The sequence below is a fragment of the Natrialba sp. SSL1 genome, assembly GCF_001861355.1.
Taxonomy (GTDB): Archaea; Halobacteriota; Halobacteria; order Halobacteriales; family Natrialbaceae; genus Natrialba.
Genome location: NZ_MASN01000004.1, coordinates 192039 through 199289 on the forward strand (window position 1 = coordinate 192039; position 7251 = coordinate 199289).

4 protein-coding genes are annotated in these 7251 nt (G+C 60.1%); 2 read left to right on the plus strand and 2 right to left on the minus strand.

Annotated features, from left to right (window positions below; genetic code table 11):
- Positions 1-24 precede the first annotated feature (24 nt).
- Positions 25-933, minus strand: a complete 909-nt coding sequence (locus BBD46_RS02355) for an AEC family transporter (protein ID WP_071400153.1) — start codon at positions 931-933, stop codon at positions 25-27.
- Between the two features lie 137 nt (positions 934-1070).
- Here BBD46_RS02355 and BBD46_RS02360 point away from each other — a divergent pair, with 137 nt between their 5' ends.
- Both BBD46_RS02360 and BBD46_RS02365 read left to right on the plus strand, forming a co-directional pair.
- Positions 1071-1922, plus strand: coding sequence for an IS5 family transposase (locus tag BBD46_RS02360; protein WP_071400154.1), 852 nt, complete (start codon positions 1071-1073; stop codon positions 1920-1922).
- 85 nt (positions 1923-2007) lie between these two features.
- Complete coding sequence (locus tag BBD46_RS02365) at positions 2008-3426, plus strand: flavin monoamine oxidase family protein (RefSeq protein WP_071400155.1); 1419 nt, start codon at positions 2008-2010, stop codon at positions 3424-3426.
- Between the two features lie 360 nt (positions 3427-3786).
- On the opposite strand, the gene BBD46_RS02370 is transcribed toward BBD46_RS02365, so the two are convergent.
- Positions 3787-7251, minus strand: a 3465-nt coding sequence (locus BBD46_RS02370; RefSeq protein ID WP_071400156.1) for a carboxypeptidase regulatory-like domain-containing protein, incomplete at its 5' end; no start/stop codon positions are given.

Here is a 7251-nt window from a genome sequence, read left to right on the forward strand (position 1 = left end):
GCAACGCAAGCAGCACGAACAGCGCTACGTAATCAGTGTGATCAACACGAACAGCGTCACGATCGACGCGAGCGTCGTGGTGAACACGTTCAGCGAGGCGAACTCCTCGTCGCCCTCGAGTTGGGCCGCGAAGACGTACGTCGAGACGGCGGTCGGCGTGCCGAGCATAACGACCGAGGCAGCGAACGTCGCGGTGTCGACCGCGAGAGTCGAAAAGACGACCCACGCGAGCAACGGCATGGCGATGATCTTCACCGCGACGACGGAACCGGTCGCGCCGTAGTCGATCGACGGCAGATCAACCTCGAGCGACGCACCGACACAGAGGAGCGCGAGTGGGAGCGCGAGCGAGCCGATCGCGTCGAGCCCGACGACGGCGGTCCCCGGGAACGTAATTCCAAGCGAGCCGATCGTGAGGCCGACGAGAAGCGAGACGAGGACCGGATTGGCGGCCAGTCCGCGAAGTTCCTCGGCGAGTTCGGCGTCGGCCCCGTTCGCCGTCGAGAGGACGACGATCGTCAACGGAACCTGCACGAGGGTCACGACGCCGAGGATCACGCTCGCGATTGCGGTAACCGGATCGGCGAACGTCGCCGCGACCAACGGCAGGCCCAAATAGCCCAGATTGGAGTGATAGGACTGGACGATTGCAACGCTCTGTCGGCCGCTATCAGCCTTGTTTCGGTGAACAATCCATGCGATTCCCGCCGTCGCGAAGAAGACAATGAGTAATCCGCCGATCAACTCCAGCGACAGCAACTCGCCAATCGCCTGATCGTACGTCGAGACGAAGATGAGCGCCGGCAGCGCGACGTAGTAGGCGACGGCGTTCAGGCGATCGGTCCGGGACGCGTTGAGGATACCGGACGCCCGAAGCCCCGTGCCAACGAGCAGAACGACGAGCAACGCCGACAGTCGAAGAAGCACCTCCATACTCGGCCCCAATCGACTGGGACGTTTCTGCCACACGGTTGCCTATGACGGCCCGAAGCGGCGACGAATTCGTACCAAAATAAGCGGCCTTGTTGAAACCCTTGCTGACAAACATGACTGGTGAGTAGCTGAGGAAGATGGATGCTCTGCCGAAGTCACGACTCCTTCGATTCGTTGAACGGGCTATGATGCTGGCTCGCCGTGCTGTGGCACGATTCTCGACACGCTATTCACGGAAGCGGTTCACGCTCCGCCAACATGTCGTCCTGCTCTGTCTCAAAGTTAAGAAGACGACCACCTACCGCGACCTCGTTGACGAACTCATTGAGATGCCTCGCATTCGTGACGCCCTCGATCTCGATTCGATCCCCGCACCCTCGACACTCTGCAAGGCGTTTGATCGCTTGGAGATGGCCGTCTGGCGGGTTCTGCTGAACGTTTCACTTGCGGACTTGCCGCTGAACGGTGTCACCGGCATCGATGCCTCCGGGTTTGAGCGGGCGCATGCATCAACTCATTACACGAAGCGAACGAACCTCACCATCAAGCAGTTGAAGACAACGCTATTGGTCGATACAGCTACCAACGCCGTTCTCGATGTTCATGTGACGACAACGAGAAAGCACGATACGCAGATTGCGCCACAGGTAGTGAAACGGAACGTACAGTCCATCGCGGTCTTGACCGGTGACAAGGGATACGACGACCAGAAGCTCCGGCAGCTCGCCCGTGACCACGATATTCGACCACTCATTAAGCATCGTGAGTTCACCTCACTCCACAAAGCGTGGAATGCACGGCTGGACAGCGACCTCTACCATCGCCGAAACATGAACGAGACGGTCAACGCGGCGATTAAACAGAAATTCGGGGCATTCGTGCGGTCACGCCTCTGGTGGAAGCAGTTCCGCGAACTCCTCATCAAGTGCGTCATTCACAACGTGGAACGAGGACTGGCTATTTCACGCGACGAGTACGAATACCCGTAAACCTGAGAGAAACGGACCGCTGAATATAGAGAATTCAAGGGGTTGGCGGTTATTTTATTGCGATAGATAGGATGATTGTTGGCACATGCTCCAAAACGAGGGACTAGCCGGGGAAGAACAATCCATCGACGTTGCGATCATTGGTGGGGGACTTGCAGGACTATGCGCAGCACGGGAGTTGAGGCATGATGGGGTTGACGTTGTTGTATTCGAAGCTAACGATCGGGTCGGCGGTCGCGTACTGAATAAATCGATTGGCGAGGACTCCGTCGTTGATTGCGGTGGTGAGTGGGTTGGCCCTCAACATACCCACATTCTCGAACTGGCTACTGAGTACGGCATTGAAACCGTCCCGACGCCACACGAAGGTAAAGATCTGCTCTACTATCGGGATCAGCGCCGCCCCTTCGAAGGAGCGATGCCTGACCTTCCGCTACATGCGAAACTCGATCTCGTTCAGGCACAATTTCGTCTCGATCGGATGGCTCAAAAGGTCCCGCACGAAGCGCCGTGGAACGCTCCCAACGCTAACCAATACGACCGCACGACACTGGGCGCGTGGCTGAAGCGAAATACCTTCACAGAAGGTGCGCGTACCATCTTCGAACTCGTCACTGCCTTGGGGTATATGTGCTTACCGCGAGATATATCACTCCTATTCTTTCTCACACACATCAGCTCAGCAGGAAGTTTGGAAACGCTCACCGATAGTAAAGACGGAGCAGTGTCAAAACGCTTCAAGTCCGGTGCGACAGCGCTTCCAGAACACATCGCCAACGAACTAGATAATCGAGTCGTGCTAGGTTGTCCCGTTCATGCTCTCGAACAGGATGACGATGAGGTATCGATACGAACAGAGCAGGGAACAGTCGTCGCAGAACGCGCCATCGTTGCTGTTGATCCGGGCGCAACGGCGCATATTGATTTTGACCCACGCCTCCCGCTAGCCCGGGATGAACTCACGGATCGGTGGGCGTCGTCGAAGATACTGAAGGTACATGTCCTCTACGAACGTCCGTTCTGGCACGAACAAGGGCTGAGTGGTGCAGTTTTGAGTGATTCGGGATTCGTGCGGTTTACTTTAGATAGTTCACCGCCCGACGCTCAGATTGGCGTCCTTACCGGGTTAACGGGTACACCGGTCACCGACGATTCCATGGGTTCCGGCGGTTCAGGAACAGAAGATCCATCGATATTCGACGCAGGGAGCCGCGACGAACGATTCCGGGCAGTCGTCGAGGCGCTCACAAACTACTTCGGCCCGGCTGCGCGCGAGCCGATACAGTATGTGGAAAAGAACTGGGCAGACGAACCGTGGATCGAGGGATGTTCCCCCCAGGTCCCACCGGGGCTGCTCACCAGCTATGGGTCAGCATTGACTGAACCAGTCGGTCGTATTCATTGGGCGGGTGCGGAGACCTCGCCAGTTTGGGCCGGTCACATGGAAGGAGCAGTCCGTTCAGGGGAACACGCAGCAGAGCAAGTGATGGAGCTCCTCGAATGAGAATTATGCATGATTGTTACGCGGTAGTCGCTGGCAAGCAGGGTTCGGCGTGGCAGCAGCGACGTGGGTTGCTTGCTGCCTGGAGGGCACATTATTGGCAGATGAGTGAGATCATATAATGCATTGGTGGCGGATTGCTATCGGACTTTATCGGCCGTTCAGTCGATCCTCCACGACACCGGGCGAGTCAAACGATCCCAGGTCTTGGGACCTCGACGTGCCACACTTGCGCTCTGTATTCAGCAAGGCAGCTGGAATTTGTCACTGATTGAAGGTTTCAACAAGGCCAAATAAGCGGAAATTGGGGTGATTGCCAAACGATAACGGAACGAGACGGGACGGAAGGGAGCAGTGCTCGAGTTAGCCGAGCAGTCCGACCCCGTTCGCGATACCGTTTTCAAACGGGTTCGCACCGAGTGCTGCTCCCGGTGGTGCCCCATCGAAGCCGCCCGGGTCTGCCGGGAAGGCGGCTTCTGCAGCGCTCTCAACGGTCACTTCACCGTCAACCATCTCCTGCAGCGTCGACACCGTGTACTGGTAGGTACCCGGCTCCGTCTCCGCGTCGACCTCGTGGGTGAGCGCCACCGTCTCGGATTCGCCACCCTCGAGTTCGATCGATTCCATCGAGTCGATACCGGCCTCGCGGAGGTCAGCCACAGACTCCGCATCCTCCAGGTCACTCATCGCGGAGTCCCAGAACAGGAAGACATCCTGCTGATCCGTTTCGTCGCCGGTGTTCGTAATCGTCGCGTTGACCGTCAGCTCCTCGCCCGCATCAACGGACTCCGGTGCGTCGTGCTCGGTCACTTCGAAGTACGCGGGTTCCGGCTCGCCAGCCTCTTCAACGTCGGTCTGTGCCGTCGCGGAGTCGTTCTCGGACGAGACCGCGTGCTCGTACGTGCCTTCATCCGCTGGGAGTTCGGTGGTGAACTCGAGTGCCGTCGACTCGGTTGCGTCGAGCGAGACGGTCTCGTTGGCGACGGTCTCATCGTCGAACGCGTAGGTGACAGTCTGCGTGCCGGCGTCGTCGCCGGTGTTTTCGAGCGTGGCGGTGATCGTGACGTTCTCACCGGGTTCAGCGTCTGCCGGTGCATCGAGTCCGGTGACGTTGAAGACGGGTTCGCCGTCGTCTTCGTCGCCCTCGATGGTGATGACCGTCGATTCGACCTCGTCGGCCGAGATACCGTGTTCGTACTCGCCCGGTTCGTCGTCGGCTCCGATCTCGTAGGTGAACTCGACCGTCGTCGACTCGCCGCCCTCGAGCGTGACCGTCTCGGACAGTTCGGGCTGGTAGTCGATGACGTCGGTGCCGAAGTCAGTGCCCGGCGGGAAGTAGAACACCATGCGAGTGTCTTCCTGCTCGCCGGTGTTGGTGACCGTCGCGTTGACGGTGATCTCCTCGCCCTTCTCGGCGGTGTCGGGTGCTGCGAGGTCGTCGACCTCGAAGTAGGTGCCGAGCGTGAGGTTCGCGGTCGTCGTCTCGCCGGTTTCGACCTCGACGAACTCGACGTTCGAGTCGTCGTAGCCGTCGGCGACTGCGCGGAGCGCGTTCGTTCCGGGCGTGATGTCCTCGATTTCGTAGGAGCCGTCCTCGGCGGTCGTCACGTTGAACGCGCCGTCGTCGGCGTCGACGACGTTGGCGTCAGCGATCGGGACACCGGCAGCGTTCGTGACGGTGCCTTCGATCGAACCGGCGGTGCGGTCGACGACGAAGTCGACGCCGTCGACGTGTTCGCCGGGTGCGACCGTAACGACCTCGTCGAGTTCGTAGCCCGGCGGCGTGTCGACGACGTTGACGACGTACGTGCCTGCCGAGACGCCGTCGAGCTCGTACGAGCCGTTCTCGTCGGTCGTCGCCTCGTGAACATCGCCGTCGTCGTTCTCGGCGACGATGGTCGCGTTCTCGACCGGTGCGTCGTCGTCGCTCGCGGTTACGTCACCACTGATCGTGCCGGGGAGTTTCTCGAGACCAACGTCGACCGTGACGACGTCGTCTTCGGGAACCTCGACGGTCTCAGTGTGTGCCGCGAAGTTCTCGGCGTCAACTGTCAGGTTGTGTTCGCCAGCAGGGACGTTCTCGAGACCGTACTTGCCGTCGGCATCGGTCACGTTCGTGTACGTTTCGTTGCCAGCCTCGAGTTCGACGCTCGCGTTTTCGATCGGTTCGTCAGTTGCTGCCTCGGCGACCGTTCCCTTGACGTTCCAGTTCGGTCCGTCGTCGATGGTGAACGGCGCAGTTGCAGCGTCGTCCTCGCTCTCGACGACGTGGTGCCACTCGAGTTCGCCGTCGTCTTCGGCGAGGGTGTTCGTGAACTCGACGGTGGTCGATTCGTTCGGTTCGAGCGAGACGAACTCGCTCGTGTGGTCGGTTGCGCTGGCCGTGCCGGCGTAGTCGTCGACGTGCTCGACGGCGTTCGCCATGATGGCGTTCGACTCGGCGCTGAAGTCCGCGTTCGAGATGAACGAGGAGCGACCGAAGGCAGCGAGCAGGACGTGGTCGTCGTCCTCGCTCACGCCGACTGTGGCACCATCTGGTCCGGTGTCGCCAACGTCTGCGATGCTCTCGCCGCTGTAGCCGTCGAACCATGCGCGGTCGGCGGCGGAGCCGTCGTGGAGCTCGATCGTCTCGCCCGCAGCAGCGACGCCGTCGAACAGTGCGTGGTCGTCGGTGATGTCGAGCATGATCGGTGCAGAGCCGCTGAAGCTGTCCTCGACGGACGATGGATCGTCAGTAGCATCGGACAGATCGCTCACTGCGTTCGAGCTGCTACCCCAGTTGTCGAGGTAGACGACACCCTGGTCGTCTTCGAGCTCGTCGAGGAACACATCGACGTCTGCGCCGTCGAAGTCGTTGACGACGAAGACGTCGTAGGCATCGACCTCGTCGACCAGGTCGGCTGCGTTGACCGTCTGCACGTCGTAGGAGTCGCCGAGTTCGTCCTGAAGTGTGTCGGCCAGGTTGTCCGCGCCGTCGACGAGTTCGTCGAGGTCAACCTCGTCGACACCGCGGTCGGCGAGTTCCTCACGGAGTTCCTCTTCGTCGACGTCGCCGTCGACGACCGCAACGTCGGTTTCGCCTTCCGTGACCTCGTAGGCGATCGTCTGTTCGTCCGGCGCGTCGCCGGCGTTCACGACATCCGCGCTGACGTTATAGGTCTCGCCAGGTGCGAGTTCCTCAGGTGCGTCGGTGATGTCAACGCTGAAGAACGCTTCGAGGATGTCGATTGTGGCCGTTGCCTCGTTGTCCTCGGTGAAGACACCGTGGTCGTAGGTTCCTTCAGTGACGTTCTCAGTATCGATATCGAAGGAGACTGTCGTCTCCTCGTCGGCGTCAAGCGTGACGTTCTGTGCGTCCAGTGCGTCGCCGAGGTCGTCGAAGCGGTACTCGACGGCCTGGGTGTCGTCGACGTTACCCGTGTTTGCGATGTCCACACTGACGGTGATCTCCTCACCGCGGTCGGCTTCGTCAGGTGCGTCGAGGTTCGAGACCTCGAAGTTCGAGGCGAGAACGGTGAACGCGTCGCTCGCGTCGTCGTCTTCGGTTTCGACGGTGACGGTGTGGTCACCGCCGTCAAGGTCGCTCGCCTCGAGTTCGAACGTGATCGTCGTCTCTGCTGGATGGTCAATCGGGTCGTCGACGCCGGATGCTGCCATGTCGACCACTTCGGTGTCGACCGGCTCGTCATCCTCGTTCAGGTAAAGGGCGACCTCCTGAATCGCTCCCTCGTCACCGAGGTTCTCGAGATCAATGTCGATTTCGACGGTCTCGTCATCGTCGACTTCGGCGGGCACATCGAGTCCCGTAATGTCGATCTCACCCTCGTC

Coding starts and splice junctions, on each gene's coding strand:
- BBD46_RS02355 (WP_071400153.1), bottom strand. CDS start 933: ATGGAGGTGCTTCTTCGACTGTCGGCGTTGCTCGTCGTTCTGCTCGTT.
- BBD46_RS02360 (WP_071400154.1), top strand. CDS start 1,071: ATGGATGCTCTGCCGAAGTCACGACTCCTTCGATTCGTTGAACGGGCT.
- BBD46_RS02365 (WP_071400155.1), top strand. CDS start 2,008: ATGCTCCAAAACGAGGGACTAGCCGGGGAAGAACAATCCATCGACGTT.